Genomic DNA, 17,126 nt, shown 5'->3' on the forward strand with positions numbered 1-17,126 from the left:
CGGGGTGCGGACGAGTTCGCTCAGCATCTGGCGATCCTGTCATCGACCGTCCGGTGTCCGGGGCGGGATCGTCGAGGACGGCTGCCGCTCCAGCCACTTCCCGTCCCGCATGACGACCCTTCCGCGCAGCTCCGGTACACCGCGCCAGGCGCGCACGGTCCTCGGGGTCACGCGCAGGTACAGGAAGTGTCCCTCTTCCCCGCGCGGGTCCCAGCCGAACTTGCCGGCGAACGCCTCCGCGGCGGGTCCGGGCACCTCCTGGTCGGTGAAGCACTCCGCCTCGCCCTGGACGAGCACCACGTCGAAGGCGTCCGGCAGCGCCAGGCGTACCCGCGGCTCCGCGCGGACGTTGCGCGCGGTCACGGACGTGGCGCCGGTGCACATCCACACGGCTCGCCCGTCCCACAGGAACCAGAGGGGCACCTGGTGCGGACCGTGGTCCGGGTGAGCCGTGGACAGCCAGGCGTCCCGTTCGGTGGTGAGCCGCCGCAGGGTGTCGCGCGTGCGTTCCGGCAGCGTCCGGCGACCGGCGATGTCCGTGGTGTCCATGAGGAACGACCCTAGCCAGGCGGGGCGCGGCGCACCTGGGGCGCGGGACCTACGCCCGGCGACCGAGGGGGCCGGGGCCGGTGTCTCAGGCAGCGGGCCGGCCGGCCAGTGCCCTGTCGGCCACCCGCTGGAGGTCGTCGCGGGCCGCGCCGCTCGACGCCGGATCTGACCGGACGCCGGTCACGATCCGGTCTCGGCCTCTCCCACCCCCTTGCCAGGCCGTCGTGTAATCGATTCCAATCCTCCTCGTGTAATCGATTCCACGAGGAGGTGGAACGCGATGGCGAGCATCAAGGACGTCGCCGCCGAGGCCGGCGTCTCCGTCGCCACGGTGTCGCGGGTGCTCAACGGGCACCCGTCCGTCAGCGAGGGCGCGCGCGACCGGGTGCTGGCGGCCGTCGAGGCCCTCGGGTACCGGCCCAACGCCGTCGCCCGGTCCCTGCGCACCGACCAGACCCGCACGCTCGGCCTGGTCATCAGCGACGTACTGAACCCTTACTTCACCGAACTGGCCCGCTCCGTCGAGGAGGAGGCCCGCGCGCTCGGCTACAGCGTCATCATCGGCAACGCCGACGAGCGGCCCGAGTTGCAGGACCACCACGTGACGACGCTGCTGGACCGGCGGATCGACGGGCTGCTGGTGTCGCCGACCGACGGCGGCTCGCCCCGGATGCTGGAGGCGGCGCGGGCCGGGACGCCGATGGTGTTCGTGGACCGGTGGATACCGGGCGTCGACGTGCCCGTGGTGCGGTCGGACGGGCGGGCCGCCGTCCGGGACCTGGTGGCGCACCTGCACGGGCTCGGGCACCGGCGGCTCGCCATCATCGCGGGGCCCGCGGCCACGACCACCGGCCAGGAGCGGGTGGACGCCTTCCGGGAGGCGCTCGGCGCGTACGGGCTTCCCCTGCCCGGCCACTACATCGGGCAGGGCGACTTCCAGGCGGAGAGCGGGCGACGGGTCACCGAGGGGTTCCTCGACCTGCCCGAGCCGCCCGACGTCGTCTTCGCCGCCGACAACCTGATGGCGCTCGGCGCCCTGGACGCCGTACGGGCGCGCGGTCTGCGGGTGCCCGACGACATCGCGCTCGCCGCGTTCGACGACATCCGCTGGTTCGTGCACACCGATCCGCCGGTCACCGCGATCGCCCAGCCGACGGGGGAACTGGGGCGGGCCGCCGTGCGCGCGCTGGTCGACCGGGTCGAGGGGCGGGCCGGTGCGTCCGTGACCCTGCCCGCGCGGCTCGTCGTACGGCGGTCGTGCGGCGAACCCGGCCCCGACCGGTCCCCGAATTCCGTACGAAGGAGTACGACGTGAGCAGCCAGGACGTGCGGGACGACGAGTTGCTGCGCATCGAGGGCATCCGCAAGACCTTCCCCGGCGTGGTCGCGCTGGACGGCGTGGACTTCGATCTGCGCCGGGGCGAGGTGCACGTGCTGCTCGGTGAGAACGGCGCCGGCAAGAGCACCCTCATCAAGACGCTCTCCGGCGCGCACACGCCCGACGCCGGGCGGATTCTCGTCGGCGGCCGGGAGGTGCGGATCAACGGGGCGCAGGACAGCGAGCGGCTCGGGATCGCCACCATCTACCAGGAGTTCAATCTCGTTCCCGAGCTGACCGTCGCCGAGAACATCTTCCTCGGGCGGCAGCCGCGGCGGCTGGGGATGATCGACCGGAAGCGGATGGACGCCGACGCCGCCGTGCTGCTGGAGCGGGTGGGGGTCGACGTGTCGCCGCGCACCCGGGTGCGTGAACTGGGGATCGCGCGGCTCCAGATGGTCGAGATCGCCAAGGCGCTGAGCCTCGACGCGCGGGTGCTGATCATGGACGAGCCGACCGCCGTGCTCACCTCGGAGGAGGTGGAGAAGCTCTTCGCCATCGTGCGGCGGCTGCGGGCGGACGGGGTCGGGATCGTCTTCATCACCCACCACCTGGAGGAGATCGCCGCCCTCGGGGACCGGGTCACCGTCATCCGGGACGGTGCGAGCGTCGGGCAGGTGCCCGCCTCCACCCCCGAGGACGAACTCGTACGGCTCATGGTCGGGCGGTCGATCGAGCAGCAGTACCCGCGGGAGCGGGCGGACGCCGGTGAGGCGCTGCTCAAGGTGGAGGGGCTCACCCGGGGCGGGGTGTTCCACGACGTGAGTTTCGAGGTGCGGGCCGGGGAGGTCGTCGGGATCGCGGGGCTGGTCGGGGCCGGGCGGACCGAGGTCGTACGGGCCGTGTTCGGGGCCGACCCCTATGACCGGGGCAGTGTCCTGGTCGGGGGCGCGCGGCTGCGGGGGCACGACGTCAACGCCGCGATGGCCGCCGGGATCGGGCTGGTGCCCGAGGACCGCAAGGGGCAGGGGCTCGTGCTCGACGCCTCCGTCGAGGAGAACCTGGGGCTGGTCACGCTGCGGTCCACGTCCCGCGCGGGGCTCGTCGACCTCAAGGGGCAGCGCGCCGCCGCGGCCCGGATCGCCGGGCAGCTCGGCGTGCGGATGGCGGGCCTCGGGCAGCAGGTGCGCACGCTCTCCGGCGGCAACCAGCAGAAGGTCGTCATCGGCAAGTGGCTGCTGGCCGACACCAAGGTGCTGATCCTCGACGAGCCGACGCGCGGGATCGACGTCGGCGCCAAGGTCGAGATCTACCAGCTGATCAACGAGCTGACGGCAGCCGGCGCCGCCGTCCTGATGATCTCCAGTGACCTGCCCGAGGTGCTCGGCATGAGCGACCGGGTGCTGGTCATGGCGCAGGGCCGGATCGCCGGCGAACTCGCCGCCGGGGAGGCCACCCAGGACGCCGTGATGGCGCTCGCCGTCAGCAACCCGCAGAACGCTCAGAACCATGGAACGGAGGCCGACGGTGGCCGCTGACACCCTCAAGAACACGTCCGGCGGCGGTCTGCGCCGGCTGCTGCTCGACAACGGCGCGCTGACCGCGCTGATCGTCCTCGTCGTCGCCATGTCGGCGCTGTCGGGGGACTTCCTGACGACGGACAACCTGCTCAACGTGGGGGTGCAGGCGGCCGTCACCGCCATCCTCGCCTTCGGCGTCACCTTCGTGATCGTCGCGGCCGGCATCGACCTGTCGGTCGGTTCGGTCGCCGCGCTGTCGGCGACCGTGCTGGCGTGGAGCGCCGCCGAGGGCGGGGTGCCGGTGCCGATAGCGCTGGTGCTGGCGGTCGCGACCGGCATCGCGTGCGGGCTCGTCAACGGGTTCCTCGTCTCGTACGGGAAACTGCCGCCGTTCATCGCGACGCTGGCGATGCTGTCGGTCGGGCGCGGGCTGTCGCTGGTCATCTCGCAGGGGTCGCCGATCCCGTTCCCGGACTCCGTCTCGCACCTCGGCGACACGCTCGGCGGCTGGCTGCCGGTGCCCGTGCTGGTGATGGTCGTGATGGGGCTGATCACGGCGTTCGTGCTGGGGCGGACGTACATCGGGCGTGCCATGTACGCCATCGGCGGCAACGAGGAGGCCGCGCGGCTGTCCGGGCTGCGGGTCAAGCGGCAGAAGCTCGCCATCTACGCCTTCTCCGGGCTGTTCGCCGCCGCGGCCGGCATCGTGCTGGCCTCCCGGCTCTCCTCCGCGCAGCCGCAGGCCGCGCAGGGGTACGAGCTGGACGCCATCGCGGCTGTGGTGATCGGCGGGGCCTCGCTCGCGGGCGGTACCGGCAAGGCGTCGGGGACGCTGATCGGCGCGCTGATCCTGGCGGTGCTGCGCAACGGGCTCAACCTGCTGTCGGTGTCGGCGTTCTGGCAGCAGGTCGTCATCGGTGTCGTCATCGCGCTGGCGGTGCTGCTCGACACCGTGCGGCGCAAGGCGGGGGCGACCCCGGCGCCGGCGGGGGCCGGGACGCCCGGCGGCAAGGGCAAGCAGGCCGTCACCTATCTGATCGCGGCGGCCGTCGCGGTGGCCGTCGTCGGCGCGACCTCGCTGCTGCACGGCGGGTCCGACGCGGGCGGCAAGCAGAGGATCGGGCTGTCGCTGTCGACGCTGAACAACCCCTTCTTCGTACAGATCCGGGCGGGCGCCGAGGAGGAGGCGGAGAAGCTGGGCGTCGAACTCACCGTCACCGACGCCCAGAACGACGCCTCGCAGCAGGCCAACCAGGTGCAGAACTTCACCAGCGAGGGGCTGTCGTCGGTCATCGTCAACCCCGTCGACTCCGACGCGGCCGGCCCCTCGGTGCGCTCGGCCAACAAGGCCGGCATCCCCGTCGTCGCCGTGGACCGCGGCGTCAACAAGGCGGACACCGCCGCGCTGGTCGCCTCCGACAACGTCGAGGGCGGCGCGCTGGGCGCCAAGGCGCTCGCCGAGAAGCTCGGCGGCAAGGGCACCATCGTGATCCTCCAGGGGCAGGCCGGCACCTCCGCCAGCCGGGAGCGCGGCGCCGGGTTCGCCGAGGGGCTCAAGGCGTACCCGGGCATCGAGGTGGTCGCCAAGCAGCCCGCCGACTTCGACCGCACCAAGGGGCTGGACGTGATGACGAACCTGCTCCAGGCCCACCCCGGCATCAAGGGCGTCTTCGCGGAGAACGACGAGATGGCGCTCGGCGCGATCAAGGCGCTGGGCGCGAAGGCCGGGACGTCGGTGCAGGTCGTCGGGTTCGACGGCACGCCGGACGGGCTGAAGGCGGTCCAGGACGGCACGCTGTACGCGTCCGTCGCGCAGCAGCCCAAGCAGCTCGGCCGGATCGCCGTGGACAACGCGCTGCGGGCGGCCGAGGGGAAGAAGACCGAGGAGACGGTCAAGGTGCCGGTGAAGGTGGTCACCGAGGAGAATGTGGCCGGCTTCGACGGCTGACGGCTGACCGACGGCGGCACAGGCTCACGGACGCGGACGCGGATGCGGGGAGATGGACATGTACGACTACGACCTGCTGGTCGTCGGGTCGGCCAACGCCGACCTGGTGATCGGTGTCGATCGGCGGCCGGGGGCCGGGGAGACGGTGCTCGGCTCCGACCTGGCCGTCCACCCGGGCGGCAAGGGCGCCAACCAGGCGGTGGCCGCCGCCCGGCTCGGGGCCCGTACGGCCCTGCTGGCCAAGGTCGGTGACGACGGGCACGGCCGGCTGCTGCTGGACGCGCAGCGGGCGGCCGGCGTCGACACGGTGGGGGTCCTGGTGGGCGACGTGCCGACCGGCGTCGCGCTGATCACCGTGGACCCGTCCGGGGACAACAGCATCGTCGTCTCGCCGGGCGCCAACGGCCGGCTCACCCCGGGTGACGTCCGGGCCGCCACCAGCCTCTTCCACGCCTCCCGGGTGGTGTCCACGATGCTGGAGATCCCCTTGGAGACGGTGGTGGAGGTGGTGCGGAACCTGACCCCGGACAGCCGTTTCGTCCTCAACCCGTCGCCGCCGCGCCCGCTGCCGCGCGAGGTGCTGGACGCCTGCGACCCGCTGATCGTCAACGAGCACGAGGCGAAGGTGATCCTGGGGTCCGCCTGTGTGAGCGACGACCCCGAGGACTGGGCCCGCATCCTGCTGGCGAAGGGCCCGCGCTCGGTGGTGGTGACCCTGGGGGCCGAGGGCGCGCTGGTGGCCTCGAAGGAGGGCGTGACGCGGGTGGCGTCGGTGGCGGTGGACGTCGTGGACACCACGGGCGCGGGCGACGCGTTCACCGCGGCGCTGGCCTACCGGCTCGGCGCGGGCGCCCCGCCGGCCGAGGCGGCGGCGTACGCGGCCCGGGTCGGCGCGGCGGCCGTGACCAAGGCGGGGGCGCAGGAGTCGTACCCGACCGCCGAGGAGGTGGCGGCGCTGTGAAGAAGGCCGGGATCCTCAACCGGCATCTCGCCGGAGCGCTGGCCGGGCTGGGCCACGGGGACGGCGTGCTGGTGTGCGACGCGGGGATGCCGATCCCCGACGGGCCGCGCGTCGTCGACCTGGCGTTCCGGGCCGGGGTGCCGTCCTTCGCCGAGGTGCTGGACGGGCTGCTGGCGGAGCTGGTGGTGGAGGGCGCCACGGGGGCGGAGGAGGTACGGGCGGCCAACCCCGAGGCGGCCCGGCTCCTGGACGCGCTGCCCGCCCTCGTCCTCGTCCCGCACGAACGGCTGAAGGAGCTGTCCGCGGGGGCCCGGCTGGTGGTGCGGACCGGGGAAGCGCGGCCGTACGCCAATGTGCTGCTGCGCTGCGGGGTCTTCTTCTGACCCTGGCCCGCCCGCCCCGAGCAACACTTCGGGGGCCCGGTTCACCGACCGGGCCCCCTCGCGTTTCCCCTCCCTCAGGACTCCGCGATCCCCCCAGATCTCCCCCTGCGGGTGTCCTGATGCCATGTACGACACGCCGGGTGGGCGAAGGGTTGCACGGGGACACGAAGATTTTTCCGCGGCTCTGCTGAAAGGGGGGCGGGCGTCAGAGCGCGTGCTCCACGAACCGCCGGGCCGTCTGCGCCAGCACCTCCCGGCCGTCGCGGGCCCACAGCCCCTCGTTGAAGAGTTCCACCTCGATGGGGCCGGTGTACCCGGCCGCCTCGACGTACCCCTTCCACTCCCGCATGTCGACCGAGCCGTCCCCGAGCTGGCCGCGGCCGTTGAGGACGCCCTCGGGCAACGGGGTGGTCCAGTCGGCGAGCTGGAAGGTGTGGATACGGCCGCCCGCGCCCGCCCGCGCGATCTGCTCGGGCGCCCGGTCGTCCCACCAGATGTGGTACGTGTCCACCGTGACGCCCACCTGGTGGGCGGGGAACCGTTCGGCGAGGTCCAGGGCCTGGGTGAGGGTGGAGACCACGCAGCGGTCGGCCGCGTACATCGGGTGCAGCGGCTCGATGGCGAGGCGGACGCCGTGCTCCTCGGCGTAGGGGGCGAGTTCGGCGAGGGCGTCCGCGATGCGTTCGCGGGCGGCGGTGAGGTCCTTGTCGCCGGGCGGCAGGCCGCCGGAGACCAGCACCAGGGTGTCGGTGCCGAGGACGGCGGCCTCGTCGACGGCGCGGCGGTTGTCGTCCAGGGCGGCCTTGCGGGCGTCCGGGTCGGTCGCGGTGAGGAAGCCGCCGCGGCACAGGGTGGTGACGCGCAGGCCCGCGTCGCGGACCAGCTCGGCGGCGGCCTGGACGCCGTACTCCTGGACGGGTTCGCGCCACAGGCCGACGTTGCCGACGCCCAGGTCGCGGCAGGCGGCGGTCAGTTCGGGCAGCGTGAGCTGCTTGACGGTCATCTGGTTGATGGAGAAGCGGGAGAGGTCGTCGCTCACTGGGTGACTCCGTACAGGGACAGCAGGGTGCGCATCCGTTCCTCGGCCAGCTTCGGGTCGGGGAACAGGCCGATCCCGTCGGCGAGTTCGTAGGCGCGGGCGAGGTGGGGCAGGGAGCGGGCGGACTGGAGGCCGCCGACCATCGAGAAGTGGGACTGGTGGCCGGCCAGCCAGGCCAGGAGGACCACGCCCGTCTTGTAGTAGCGGGTCGGGGCCTGGAAGAGGTGGCGGGAGAGGTCGACGGTGGGGTCGAGGAGGGCGCGGAAGCCGTCCGTGTCCCCGGTGTCCAGGACGTGGACCGCCTCGGCCGCCAGCGGGCCCAGCGGGTCGAAGATGCCGAGCAGGGCGTGGCTGAAGCCCTGGTCGTCGCCGGCGATCAGCTCGGGGTAGTGGAAGTCGTCGCCGGTGTAGCAGCGCACGCCCTGCGGGAGGCGGCGGCGCAGGTCGATCTCGCGCTGGGCGTCGAGGAGGGAGACCTTGATGCCGTCGACCTTGTCGGGGTGGGCGGCGATGACCTCCAGGAAGGTGCCGGTCGCCGTGTCGAGGTCGGACGAGCCCCAGTAGCCCTCCAGGGCCGGGTCGAACATCGGGCCGAGCCAGTGCAGGATCACCGGTTCGGCGGCCTGGCGCAGCAGGTGGCCGTAGACCTCCAGGTAGTCGTCCGGGCCTTTCGCCGTCGCGGCCAGGGCGCGGGAGGCCATCAGGATGGCCTGGGCGCCCGCTTCCTCGGTGACGGCGAGCTGCTCCTCGTACGCGGCCCGGATGTCGGCGAGGGTGCCGGTGGTGAGCTGGTCGGTGCCGACGCCGCAGGCGATCCGGCCGCCGGCCGCCTTGGCCTCGGCGGAGGAGCGGCGGATCAGCTCGGCGGCGCCGGCCCAGTCCAGGCCCATGCCGCGCTGGGCGGTGTCCATCGCCTCGGCGACGCCGAGCCCGTGGGACCACAGGTGGCGGCGGAAGGCGAGGGTGGCGTCCCAGTCGACGGCGGCGGGGCCGTCGGGGGTGGTGTCGGCGTACGGGTCGGCGACGACGTGCGCGGCCGAGAAGACCGTACGGGAGGTGAAAGCGCTTCCCGGCGTCGTCCGCGCGGCCGGCTCGGTGCGGGGCGTGTAGGCGCGCAGGGTGCCGTCGGCGTTCGGGAGGTGGAGGGTCACAGCGCGATCTCCGGTACGTCCAGGCGGCGGCCCTCGGCGGAGGACTTCAGGCCCAGCTCGGCGAGCTGGACGCCGCGGGCACCGGCCAGCAGGTCCCAGTGGTAGGGGGCGTCGGCGTGGACGTGGCGCAGGAACAGCTCCCACTGCGCCTTGAAGCCGTTGTCGAACTCCCCGTTGTCGGGGACCTCCTGCCACTGGTCGCGGAAGGCGTAGGTGGCGGGGATGTCGGGGTTCCAGACCGGCTTGGGGGTGGCCGAGCGGTGCTGGACGCGGCAGTTGCGCAGGCCGGCGACGGCCGAGCCCTCGGTGCCGTCGACCTGGAACTCGACCAGTTCGTCGCGGTTGACGCGGACCGCCCAGGAGGAGTTGATCTGCGCGATCGCGCCGCCGTCGAGTTCGAAGATCCCGTACGCGGCGTCGTCGGCGGTGGCGTCGTAGGGCTTGCCGTTCTCGTCCCAGCGCTGCGGGATGTGGGTGGCGGTGAGGGCCTGGACGGACGTCACCCGGCCGAACAGCTCGTGCAGCACGTACTCCCAGTGCGGGAACATGTCGACGACGATGCCGCCGCCGTCCTCCGCGCGGTAGTTCCAGGACGGGCGCTGGGCGTCCTGCCAGTCGCCCTCGAAGACCCAGTAGCCGAACTCGCCGCGCACCGAGAGGATCCGGCCGAAGAAGCCGCCGTCGATGAGGCGCTTGAGCTTGAGCAGGCCCGGGAGGAACAGCTTGTCCTGGACGACGCCGTGCTTGATGCCGGCGGCGTCGGCCAGGCGGGCCAGCTCCAGGGCGCCGTCGAGGCCGGTGGCGGTGGGCTTCTCGGTGTAGATGTGCTTGCCCGCGGCGATCGCCTTCCTGATCGCCTCCTCGCGGGCCGAGGTCACCTGCGCGTCGAAGTAGATGTCGACGCTGTCGTCGGCGAGGACCGCGTCCAGGTCCGTGGAGACGTGCTCCAGGCCGTGCCGTTCGGCCAGCGCCCTGAGCGCGTGCTCGCGGCGGCCGACCAGGACCGGCTCCGGCCACAGCGTGGTGCCGTCGCCCAGGTCGAGTCCGCCCTGTTCGCGCAGGGCCAGGATGGAGCGGACGAGGTGCTGGCGGTAGCCCATGCGCCCGGTCACACCGTTCATGGCGATACGCACCGTCTTGCGTGTCACGTCATTCCCTTCGTACGCGGTTCGCGCGCCGCTTCCGCCGGGACGGGCGTGATAGCAAGCGCTTTCTATCTGATACGACGCTAGCCTGTGGACGGTGGTCCGGACAAGACCACGGCCGGGCGAGTGGGGTGACGCGCCCGCCGGGTTCCCGGGCGCGACGATGCGGAGGACGAGGACATGACGGTGACCCTGGCGGACGTGGCGGCCCGCGCGCAGGTCTCCCCCGCGACGGTGTCGCGCGTGCTGAACGGGAACTATCCCGTCGCCGCGTCCACCCGGGAGCGGGTGCTCAAGGCGGTCGACGAGCTGGACTACGTACTGAACGGCCCCGCGAGCGCGCTCGCCGCCGCCACCTCCGACCTGGTCGGCATCCTGGTGAACGACATCGCCGACCCGTTCTTCGGGATCATGGCGGGCGCGATCCAGTCCGAGATCGGCGGGCCGGGCGGCCGGGCGGGCGGCGAGCGGCTCGCCGTGGTCTGCAACACCGGCGGCTCCCCGGAGCGCGAGCTGACCTACCTCACGCTGCTGCAACGGCAGCGGGCGGCGGCCGTGGTGCTGACCGGCGGGGCGGTGGAGGACGCGCCGCACCAGGCGGCGGTGGCGGCGAAGCTGCGCAGGCTCGCGGAGGCGGGGACCCGGGTGGTGCTGTGCGGCCGGCCGCCGGCGCCGGACACCGGGGCGATCGCGCTGACCTTCGACAACCGGGGCGGGGGACGGGAGCTGACCGAGCACCTGATCGGACTCGGGCACCGGCGCGTCGGCTACATCGCGGGGCCCGTGGAACGGACGACCACCCGGCACCGGCTGGAGGGCCACCGCGCCGCGCTCGCCGCGCACGGCATCGCGGAGGACCCGCGCTGGACGGTCCACGGACGCTATGACCGCCGGTCCGGTTACGAGGCCACGCTGGAGCTGCTGCGCAGGGACCCGTCCCTGACGGCGGTGGTCGCCGCGAACGACTCCGTCGCGCTGGGGGCGTGCGCGGCGCTGCGGGAGTCGGGGCTGGCGATCCCGGCGGACGTGTCGGTGGCGGGCTTCGACGACCTGCCGTTCAGCATCGACGCGGTACCGGCGCTGACGACGGTGCGGCTGCCGCTGGCGGAGGCGGGGGCACGGGCCGGGCGCATCGCGATGGGCCGGGAGGAGGCGCCGCCCGGGGGGATCGCCACGGTGCGGGGGGAACTGATGGTACGGGGGTCCTCCGGGCGGCCTCGGGGGTGACGAGGCGTCGGCGGCCCTGTGGCGCCGGGTGCCGACGAGTCCCGCACTGACGAGTCCCGCACCGACGAGTCCCGCACCGATGAGTCCGCACCGACGAGTCCCGCACTGGCGAGTCCCGTACTGATGAGTCCGCACCGATGAGTCCGCACCGATGAGTTTCGCGCGCTCCGTCGGTCTGTCTGGCCGTACCCACCCGGCACGACCCCTTGAGGAACGGACCCCATGCGTATCGTGATCAGCGAGTTCATCAGTCTCGACGGCGTCGTGCAGGCGCCCGGCGGGCCGGAGGAGGACAGCGACGGCGGGTTCGCGCACGGCGGCTGGTCGGGGCCGTACTTCGACCCGGAGGTGGTCGGCGGGGCGTTCGACGCGGCGCTGGCGGAGACGGAGGCGCTGCTGTACGGGCGGCGGACCTGGGAGGTGATGGCCCGGGCGTGGCCCGCGCAGGCCGGGGACCTCTTCGCCGACCGGCTCAACGCCCTGCCGAAGTACGTCGTCTCCGACCGCCTCACCGACGCCGACATGACCTGGAACACCACCCGCGTCCCCGGCACCGAGGCCCTCCCCCGCCTGCGCGGGCTGCGCGCGGAGGGCGGGGCCGGAGCCGGCGGCGGGCTGCTGGTGATGGGCAGTCCCTCGCTCGTCCGGCTGCTGCTGGGCGAGGGCCTGGTCGACGAACTGCGGCTGATCGTGATGCCCGTGATCCTGGGCGGCGGCAAGACGATCTTCCCGCGCGACGGTGCGCTGCGGGGCTTCGAGCTGGTCTCCGCGACCGCCGCGCCCACCGGCGCCCAGGTCTGCGTCTACCGCGCGCCCACCGGGGCCTGACCGCGCCGCCGCCGGACGCGGGCGTACGCGACGTCGCGCCCGCTCGCGACACCGGAGTGAGGCGCGTCCCAGCGGGTAGGGTCCAAGGTCATGAAACTGGCGTTCTCCACCCTCGGCGTCCCCGGAATGCCCGTGACCGACGTGCTGCGGCTCGCGACCGAGCACGGCTGGCACGGGGTCGAACTGCGCGCCCACCCCGAGGAACCGGTGCACCCCGGCCTGTCCCCCGCCGAACGGGCCGCGGTCGCGGCCGAGTTCGAGGCGGCCGGCGTCGCGATCCTCTGTGCCGCGGGCTACGTGCGGGTCGCGGCCCCCGGCGACGACGCCCCCGTCCTCGCGGAGATCCGCGCCCTCCTCGACCTCGCCCGCGACCTGGGCGCCCCGTACGTGCGGATCTTCCCCGGCGGCGGCACCGAGCAGAGCCCCGAGGAGGCGGACGCGACGGCCGCCCGGCGGCTGGGCACGGCCGCCGAGTACGCCACCGAGGCGGGGGTGCGGATCCTCCTGGAGACCCACGACTCGCACCGCACGGGCGCCGACGCGATCCGCGTCCTCGGCCTGGTCGGGCACCGTCAGGCCGGTGCGCTGTGGGACGTGATGCACACCTGGCTGGGCGGCGAGCAGCCGGCGGATTCCTACGCCGCGCTCTCCCCGCACCTCGGCTATGTGCAGGTCAAGGACATCGCCTCGGCGGACGACACCACGCCGCTGCCGCTCGGCCAGGGCGTGCTGCCGCTCGCCGAGTGCGTGGACCTGCTGTCCCGGCACGGCTGGGACGGCTGGCTGTGCTGGGAGTACGAGAAGCGGTGGTACGAGAACGCCGCCCCGCTGCCCGGAATCCTGGGCGCGGGACGGCGGCATCTGGGCCGGCTGCTCAACGAGTCGGCCTGAACCGGGCGGGCCCGGCGGTCAGCCGGTCCGCGGGGCCGGGAAGGACCGGGGCTGACCGGTCTGCCGGGCCCGCAGCGGGCGGCCGTTGCTGATCACGTACGTGGTGACGGGGGGCTCCGGCGTCCGGGGCGGCGGCGTGGGCGCGGGCGCGGGACGGCGGGGCTCCCGACGGGCGTCGTACCGGGCACCGGCGGGGGCGGGAGCCTGGGCAGGGGCAGGGGCAGGAGCCGGGGGCGTCGCGGCCGGGGCGGGGGCGGGGGCGGGGGTGTCCGTCGTCGCGTCGGGCGTCCCGCCGGTCCCGGTCTTCCGGTCCGGCTCGGCCTGCTGCCGGGACTCGGGTCGTACGCGGTGGCGCGGCGCGCGGCGCCTGGGCGGCCGGGTCAGGGTGATCTGCCGCACCAGCTGCTGGAAGCAGGCCAGGGACGCCAGGCCGGGCAGGGCGGCGGCGGCCACGTCGACGACGGTGCCGGGCGCCTGGAGCACGCACAGGAAGACCGCGATGAGCGAGAAGCCCAGGACGACGCACCAGGCGTGCAGGGCCCGGCGCTGGTGCAGCGCCGCCCGCAGGACGGAGAGCGACGCCACCAGCCAGGGGCCGAAGACCAGCAGGGGCCACCAGGCGACCACACCGGACTCCAGCCGGGTCACGGCGACGACACGCAGCGGGTCGTAGGCCACGATGCCGCTCAGCAGGCTCACCGCGGAGGCGATGACCGTGGCGAGCGCGGCGGTGACGTAACTGACGGCCTCGACCCCGCGGGGGCCGCGGGGCGGGCGGGGCGGCCGGGCCCGGCGGTGGCTGCGACCGGCCCGGGTCTCCTTCAGCGCGGGCAGTTCCTCCGTGATGTCCCGCAGGTTCCCCAGGGGGCTGCCCGGGACAGGGGCGGCGGCCGGTGTCTCGTCGAGGCCGTCGACACCGTCCCCGCGCCGGTCCGGGTGCGGTGGACCGCCGGGAAGCTGCTCCTCCAGGGCGTCCTGGAGCATGACGGCCAGTTCCTCGTCCCAGGCCATGTCCGGTACGAGGGGTTCCGTGTCGTCGGCGGGAGCGCGGTGCCGTCCGTGGCCCGCCTCGTCGTACACGCCGGTGGTCCGGTTCGGGTAGGAATTCGGATAAGAAGCCGCGTAAGGTCCCGGGAATCCGCGGCCGTAAACGAGTTCGTCGTCATACACGATAAATAGGGCCCGATCATTCAGCTCGCGACAGTACTGGCCATTCTTTGATCGCGCCCAAGCGGCGGGTGAAATCGTCCTGCAACTCACCCAGCACGTCCAGGAAATCCCGCAGAATCGGCTCCGTCTCCCTGAGGGGCACAGGGAGTCCGCCTTTCGACAGAGTTCCGTTCATCGCGGCAGCCGAGTGCACCGGCGCCTGGACGTAAGGATCGGAACCCAGCGAGAGCACGTTCGGCGCGGCCGTGCACCCAGTCACCTTGCTCATGTTCCGACTAACGCCGGGTCACTCCGCTGGATGCGCGGCACACGAGTGAACAATTAGCCGGACAAGTCATTTATTCGCAGTGTGCCGACGGGACGAAAAGCGGCTTTGTTTCATAGTCGTACCGCCGCGCTGTCCGCGACCTTCCGGGCCAGCCGCTCGCGGCGCTCGGGCCACTCCGCCGCCGTGATCGAGTAGACGGCGGAGTCCCGCAGCCGGTCCTCCTCGCCGGGGACCCGGGAGCGGGACCAGTTGCGCAGGACGCCCTCGAAGCGGGCGCCCACCGACTCGATGGCGGCGCGGGAGCGGCGGTTGCGGGCGTCCGTCTTCAAGTCGACGCGGGCCACGCCCCAGACCTCGAAGGCGTGCCGGAAGAGGAGCAGTTTGGCCTCGGCGTTCAGACCGGTGCCCTGGGCCGAGCGGGCGAGCCAGGTGAAGCCGACCTCCACGGCGTCCAGGGCGTCCTCCGTCCGCCAGGACCGGGGCTCCCAGTAGGCCGTGGCGCCGACGGCCCGGCCGGTGGCGAGGGAGATCTGGGCGTAGGGGGCGAGCCGCCCGGACGCGGCGCGGGCGAGCTGTGTGTCGAGGTAGGCGTCGACCTCGCCGGCCCTCGGCACCCAGGTGTACCCGTAGCCGGAGCGGTCCTCCTCGGCCGCCTCGGCGAGGTCAGCCGCGTGCCGCCGGGCCAGCGGCTCCAGCCGTACCAGCGTGCCGTCGAGGACCGGGGCTCTCATCGTGAACGTCACCGGCCGCATTGTTCCCGCCGGTCACGGGACCGTCGAACGGTTTTCCGGTCCGCCGGCGCCGGGACGGCAGCGAGGTCAGCGCCACCCCGCCCACCAGCAGCGCCGCCGCGCACCAGCGGGCCGGGGAGACCGGCTCGCCCAGGAACAGCGCCGCCGACGACATCCCGAAGACCGGCACCAGCAGCGAGAACGGCGCGACCGCCGAGGCCGGGTGGCGGCGCAGCAGCCGGCCCCAGGCGCCGAAGCCGAAGACGGTGGTGACCCAGGCGACGTAGACCACGGTGCCCGCGCCCTGCCAGTCCAGGGCGCGCAGGGCGGCCCAGTCGGCGGAGGGGCCCTCGGTGAGCAGGGACAGGGCGAGCAGGGGCAGTACCGGGACGGTGCTCACCCACACCATGAAGTTCAGCGAGTCGGGCGGGGACGCCTTGCGGGTCAGGACGTTGGACACGCCCCAGCAGGCCGCCGCCGCGATCACCAGGGCGAAGGCGCCCAGCGGACCGGAGGTGCCCTCGTCCCAGGCCGCGACGCCGATGCCGGCCAGGGCCACCGCCATGCCCGCCACCCGCACCCGCGTGGGCCGCTCCCCCAGGACCGCCCCGGCGATCACGGCCGTGAACACCGCCTGGATCTGGAGCACCAGCGAGGACAGTCCGGCCGGCATGCCCGCGTCCATGCCCACGAACAGCAGGCCGAACTTGGCCACGCCCAGCACCAGCCCCACCGCCACGATCCACTTCCACGCCACCTTGGGGCGGCCCACGAGGAACACCGCGGGGAGGGCGGCGACCAGGAAGCGCAGGGCGGAGAAGAGCAGCGGCGGGAAGTGGTCGAGGCCGATCTCTATGACGGTGAAGTTGACGCCCCATACGGCGGCGACGAGGACGGCGAGGAAGAGGTGGGACGGTCGCATACGCCGAGGATGACCGGCGGGGACCGTGAAGCACCAGCGATGAATACTGCATGGTTGGATGAAGCAACACTGATGAAAGGGGCGGGCCCGTGCTCGATCTCCAGCGGCTGCGTGCCCTGCACGCGGTCTCGGTGCACGGCACGGTCGGCGCCGCCGCCACCGCGCTGGGCTACACGCCGTCCGCCGTCTCCCAGCAGATCGCCAAGCTGGAGCGGGAGACCCGGACGGTGCTCCTCGAACGGGAGGGGCGGGGCGTACGGCTCACCGCAGAGGCGCGTCAACTGGCGGATACGGCGCGAGAGTTGATGACGATCGTGGAGCGGGCCGAGACGGAGCTGGAGGAGCGGCGGGGGCGGCCGGCCGGGCCGCTGGCCATCGCCGCGTTCGCGTCGGCGGCGCGCGGGCTGCTGCCCGGCGTCCTGGCGGAACTGGCCCGGGAGCACCCCGCCCTGGACGCGCGCCTGACCGAGGTCGACCCGCATCTGTCGGTGGGTCTGGTGGCCAAGGGGGCGGTCGACCTGGTGGTGGCGCACGACTGGGACATCGCGCCGCTGCCCGCGCCGGCCGGGGTGGAGCAGGCGGTCATCGGGGACGACCTGTGCGATCTGCTCGTCCCCGAGGGGCACCCCTTCGCCGGGCGGGACGCGGTACGGCGGGAGGAGCTGGGCGGCGAGCGGTGGATCTGTCAGCCGCCGGGCCGGGTCTGCCACGACTGGCTGGTGCGGACGCTGCGCGCCGCCGGGCACGAGCCCGACCTCGTGCACCAGGCCGACGAGAACCCGACGCTGGTCGCGCTGGTCGCCGCCGGGCTCGGCGTCGCGCTCATCCCCCGCCTCGGGCGCGGGCCGCTGCCCGCCGGGGTGGTGGAGGTGCCGCTCGACCCGATGCCGGTACGGCGGCTGTACGCGCTGTGGCGGACGGGGGCGGCCCGGCGTCCGGCGATCGCGGAGACGGTACGGGCGCTGCGCGCGCACTGGCCGGCGGTCTCGGCCCACGCCCGGGACTGACCCCGGCGCGTCGGCCGCGGGCCCGCCCCGGAGGGGTCCGCGCGCCGGACCCGGCCCCATCGGCCCCC

General features: G+C 73.7%; 17 protein-coding genes. 9 read left to right on the forward strand and 8 right to left on the reverse strand.

The genetic code is table 11. The annotated features are described in order from the left end of the window. Nucleotides 1–39: 39 nt before the first annotated feature. Complete coding sequence (locus tag ACIQR3_RS13560; RefSeq protein ID WP_403538012.1) at nucleotides 40–549, reverse strand: pyridoxamine 5'-phosphate oxidase family protein; 510 nt, start codon at nucleotides 547–549, stop codon at nucleotides 40–42. A 280-nt stretch (nucleotides 550–829) separates the two neighbouring features. On the opposite strand from ACIQR3_RS13560, the gene ACIQR3_RS13565 reads away from it, so the two are divergent. From ACIQR3_RS13565 to rbsD, 5 genes are read left to right on the forward strand one after another with little or no spacing between them, the layout of a single operon-like run. Beyond that, the gene (locus ACIQR3_RS13565; protein WP_403538013.1) at nucleotides 830–1,864 is read left to right on the forward strand and encodes a LacI family DNA-binding transcriptional regulator; all 1,035 of its coding nucleotides are present in this window, start codon (nucleotides 830–832) and stop codon (nucleotides 1,862–1,864) included. Then, nucleotides 1,861–3,405 (forward strand): sugar ABC transporter ATP-binding protein, encoded by a 1,545-nt coding sequence (locus ACIQR3_RS13570; RefSeq protein ID WP_403538014.1) that lies wholly within the window; start codon nucleotides 1,861–1,863, stop codon nucleotides 3,403–3,405. The genes ACIQR3_RS13565 and ACIQR3_RS13570 overlap by 4 nt, the downstream gene beginning before the upstream one ends. After that, complete coding sequence (locus ACIQR3_RS13575) at nucleotides 3,395–5,335, forward strand: substrate-binding domain-containing protein (RefSeq protein ID WP_403538016.1); 1,941 nt, start codon at nucleotides 3,395–3,397, stop codon at nucleotides 5,333–5,335. The genes ACIQR3_RS13570 and ACIQR3_RS13575 overlap by 11 nt, the downstream gene beginning before the upstream one ends. Before the next feature lie 58 nt (nucleotides 5,336–5,393). Continuing rightward, the gene (locus ACIQR3_RS13580; RefSeq protein WP_403538018.1) at nucleotides 5,394–6,296 is read left to right on the forward strand and encodes a ribokinase; all 903 of its coding nucleotides are present in this window, start codon (nucleotides 5,394–5,396) and stop codon (nucleotides 6,294–6,296) included. Then, a complete protein-coding gene (gene rbsD, locus ACIQR3_RS13585) occupies nucleotides 6,293–6,679 on the forward strand; it encodes a D-ribose pyranase (protein WP_403538020.1) in 387 nt (128 codons plus the stop codon). The genes ACIQR3_RS13580 and rbsD overlap by 4 nt, the downstream gene beginning before the upstream one ends. A 205-nt stretch (nucleotides 6,680–6,884) precedes the next feature. On the opposite strand, the gene ACIQR3_RS13590 is transcribed toward rbsD, so the two are convergent. The 3 genes from ACIQR3_RS13590 to ACIQR3_RS13600 are packed head-to-tail and all read right to left on the reverse strand — an operon-like array spanning nucleotide 6,885 to nucleotide 10,017. After that, nucleotides 6,885–7,682, reverse strand: a complete 798-nt coding sequence (locus ACIQR3_RS13590) for a sugar phosphate isomerase/epimerase family protein (RefSeq protein WP_403538439.1) — start codon at nucleotides 7,680–7,682, stop codon at nucleotides 6,885–6,887. Between the two features lie 32 nt (nucleotides 7,683–7,714). Next, nucleotides 7,715–8,869 (reverse strand): dihydrodipicolinate synthase family protein, encoded by a 1,155-nt coding sequence (locus ACIQR3_RS13595; protein ID WP_403538022.1) that lies wholly within the window; start codon nucleotides 8,867–8,869, stop codon nucleotides 7,715–7,717. After that, nucleotides 8,866–10,017, reverse strand: coding sequence for a Gfo/Idh/MocA family protein (locus tag ACIQR3_RS13600; RefSeq protein ID WP_403538024.1), 1,152 nt, complete (start codon nucleotides 10,015–10,017; stop codon nucleotides 8,866–8,868). The genes ACIQR3_RS13595 and ACIQR3_RS13600 overlap by 4 nt, the downstream gene beginning before the upstream one ends. Nucleotides 10,018–10,194: 177 nt before the next feature. Here ACIQR3_RS13600 and ACIQR3_RS13605 point away from each other — a divergent pair, with 177 nt between their 5' ends. The 3 genes from ACIQR3_RS13605 (at nucleotide 10,195) to ACIQR3_RS13615 (ending at nucleotide 12,960) form a co-directional block, all read left to right on the forward strand. Further along, the gene (locus ACIQR3_RS13605) at nucleotides 10,195–11,241 is read left to right on the forward strand and encodes a LacI family DNA-binding transcriptional regulator (protein WP_403538026.1); all 1,047 of its coding nucleotides are present in this window, start codon (nucleotides 10,195–10,197) and stop codon (nucleotides 11,239–11,241) included. Between the two features lie 222 nt (nucleotides 11,242–11,463). Next, nucleotides 11,464–12,069, forward strand: a complete 606-nt coding sequence (locus ACIQR3_RS13610; protein WP_403538028.1) for a dihydrofolate reductase family protein — start codon at nucleotides 11,464–11,466, stop codon at nucleotides 12,067–12,069. Nucleotides 12,070–12,159: 90 nt separating this feature from the next. Then, nucleotides 12,160–12,960 carry a sugar phosphate isomerase/epimerase family protein gene (locus ACIQR3_RS13615; protein WP_403538029.1) on the forward strand — a complete coding sequence of 267 codons (801 nt, stop codon included), beginning with the start codon at nucleotides 12,160–12,162 and terminating at the stop codon, nucleotides 12,958–12,960. An 18-nt stretch (nucleotides 12,961–12,978) separates the two neighbouring features. Here ACIQR3_RS13615 and ACIQR3_RS13620 read toward each other — a convergent pair whose 3' ends face one another. From ACIQR3_RS13620 to ACIQR3_RS13635, 4 genes are all read right to left on the reverse strand, one after another. Then, on the reverse strand, nucleotides 12,979–14,040 hold the full coding sequence (locus tag ACIQR3_RS13620) for a DUF2637 domain-containing protein (RefSeq protein ID WP_403538031.1): 1,062 nt from the start codon (nucleotides 14,038–14,040) through the stop codon (nucleotides 12,979–12,981). A 106-nt stretch (nucleotides 14,041–14,146) separates the two neighbouring features. Continuing rightward, entirely contained in the window at nucleotides 14,147–14,398 is a 252-nt protein-coding gene (locus ACIQR3_RS13625; protein ID WP_403538033.1) for a hypothetical protein, read from the reverse strand. A gap of 110 nt (nucleotides 14,399–14,508) precedes the next feature. Then, entirely contained in the window at nucleotides 14,509–15,141 is a 633-nt protein-coding gene (locus ACIQR3_RS13630; RefSeq protein ID WP_403538035.1) for a GNAT family N-acetyltransferase, read from the reverse strand. After that, a complete protein-coding gene (locus ACIQR3_RS13635; RefSeq protein ID WP_403538036.1) occupies nucleotides 15,062–16,051 on the reverse strand; it encodes an EamA family transporter in 990 nt (329 codons plus the stop codon). The genes ACIQR3_RS13630 and ACIQR3_RS13635 overlap by 80 nt, the downstream gene beginning before the upstream one ends. An 89-nt stretch (nucleotides 16,052–16,140) precedes the next feature. Between ACIQR3_RS13635 and ACIQR3_RS13640 the strand changes: the two genes are divergently transcribed. Further along, the gene (locus tag ACIQR3_RS13640; RefSeq protein ID WP_403538037.1) at nucleotides 16,141–17,058 is read left to right on the forward strand and encodes a LysR family transcriptional regulator; all 918 of its coding nucleotides are present in this window, start codon (nucleotides 16,141–16,143) and stop codon (nucleotides 17,056–17,058) included. The last annotated feature ends 68 nt before the right edge of the window (nucleotides 17,059–17,126 follow it).

The organism is Streptomyces sp. NPDC090994, assembly GCF_044768905.1.
In the GTDB taxonomy this organism is placed as follows: Bacteria; Actinomycetota; Actinomycetes; order Streptomycetales; family Streptomycetaceae; genus Streptomyces.

What these genes read in the sequence shown, in the direction of transcription:
- ACIQR3_RS13590 (WP_403538439.1), bottom strand. Translation starts at nt 7,682, where the DNA reads ATGACCGTCAAGCAGCTCACGCTGCCCGAACTGACCGCCGCCTGCCGC.
- ACIQR3_RS13605 (WP_403538026.1), top strand. Translation starts at nt 10,195, where the DNA reads ATGACGGTGACCCTGGCGGACGTGGCGGCCCGCGCGCAGGTCTCCCCC.
- ACIQR3_RS13580 (WP_403538018.1), top strand. Translation starts at nt 5,394, where the DNA reads ATGTACGACTACGACCTGCTGGTCGTCGGGTCGGCCAACGCCGACCTG.
- ACIQR3_RS13635 (WP_403538036.1), bottom strand. Translation starts at nt 16,051, where the DNA reads ATGCGACCGTCCCACCTCTTCCTCGCCGTCCTCGTCGCCGCCGTATGG.
- ACIQR3_RS13610 (WP_403538028.1), top strand. Translation starts at nt 11,464, where the DNA reads ATGCGTATCGTGATCAGCGAGTTCATCAGTCTCGACGGCGTCGTGCAG.
- ACIQR3_RS13560 (WP_403538012.1), bottom strand. Translation starts at nt 549, where the DNA reads ATGGACACCACGGACATCGCCGGTCGCCGGACGCTGCCGGAACGCACG.
- ACIQR3_RS13565 (WP_403538013.1), top strand. Translation starts at nt 830, where the DNA reads ATGGCGAGCATCAAGGACGTCGCCGCCGAGGCCGGCGTCTCCGTCGCC.
- ACIQR3_RS13615 (WP_403538029.1), top strand. Translation starts at nt 12,160, where the DNA reads ATGAAACTGGCGTTCTCCACCCTCGGCGTCCCCGGAATGCCCGTGACC.
- ACIQR3_RS13625 (WP_403538033.1), bottom strand. Translation starts at nt 14,398, where the DNA reads ATGAGCAAGGTGACTGGGTGCACGGCCGCGCCGAACGTGCTCTCGCTG.